Consider the following 355-nt stretch of genomic DNA (forward strand, 5'->3'; position numbering starts at 1 on the left):
TAATACTATTTTCTTTTATGTTGCCGATTTCCCGACCTCGGTTTTGCCGGCTTCCAGTTTCACCGACTTCGGTTTTACCAGCTTCCGGTTTTACCGGAGTCGGGAAAACGGCACACGGTTGAGATTCAGTCGTTTCAACACTTTCAGAATTTACATTTTGAGGTGTATCAAAAATATCATATCTATAACCTTTCATTTGACCTTTTTCATCCCTTATTTGTGTCCTAATAACAAAACCTTCCCGCAGAACCTCCATTACAGCACTATTGCCTTCCCTCTTTCCCTCCACGCCATTCTTCCGAACTCGGGGGCGAGACCCAGTACTACTTCTGGACCGCCAATGACGAGCCCGCCA

Annotated in this window: 1 pseudogene; it reads right to left on the reverse strand. The window is 45.6% G+C overall.

Going from position 1 to position 355, the window contains the following annotated elements:
• Positions 1–256, reverse strand: a pseudogene (locus FLV34_RS39935) (hypothetical protein); the annotation flags it as partial.
• Positions 257–355: the final 99 nt, after the last annotated feature.

This window comes from Microbispora sp. CSR-4, assembly GCF_008033685.1.
Taxonomy (GTDB): Bacteria; Actinomycetota; Actinomycetes; order Streptosporangiales; family Streptosporangiaceae; genus Microbispora.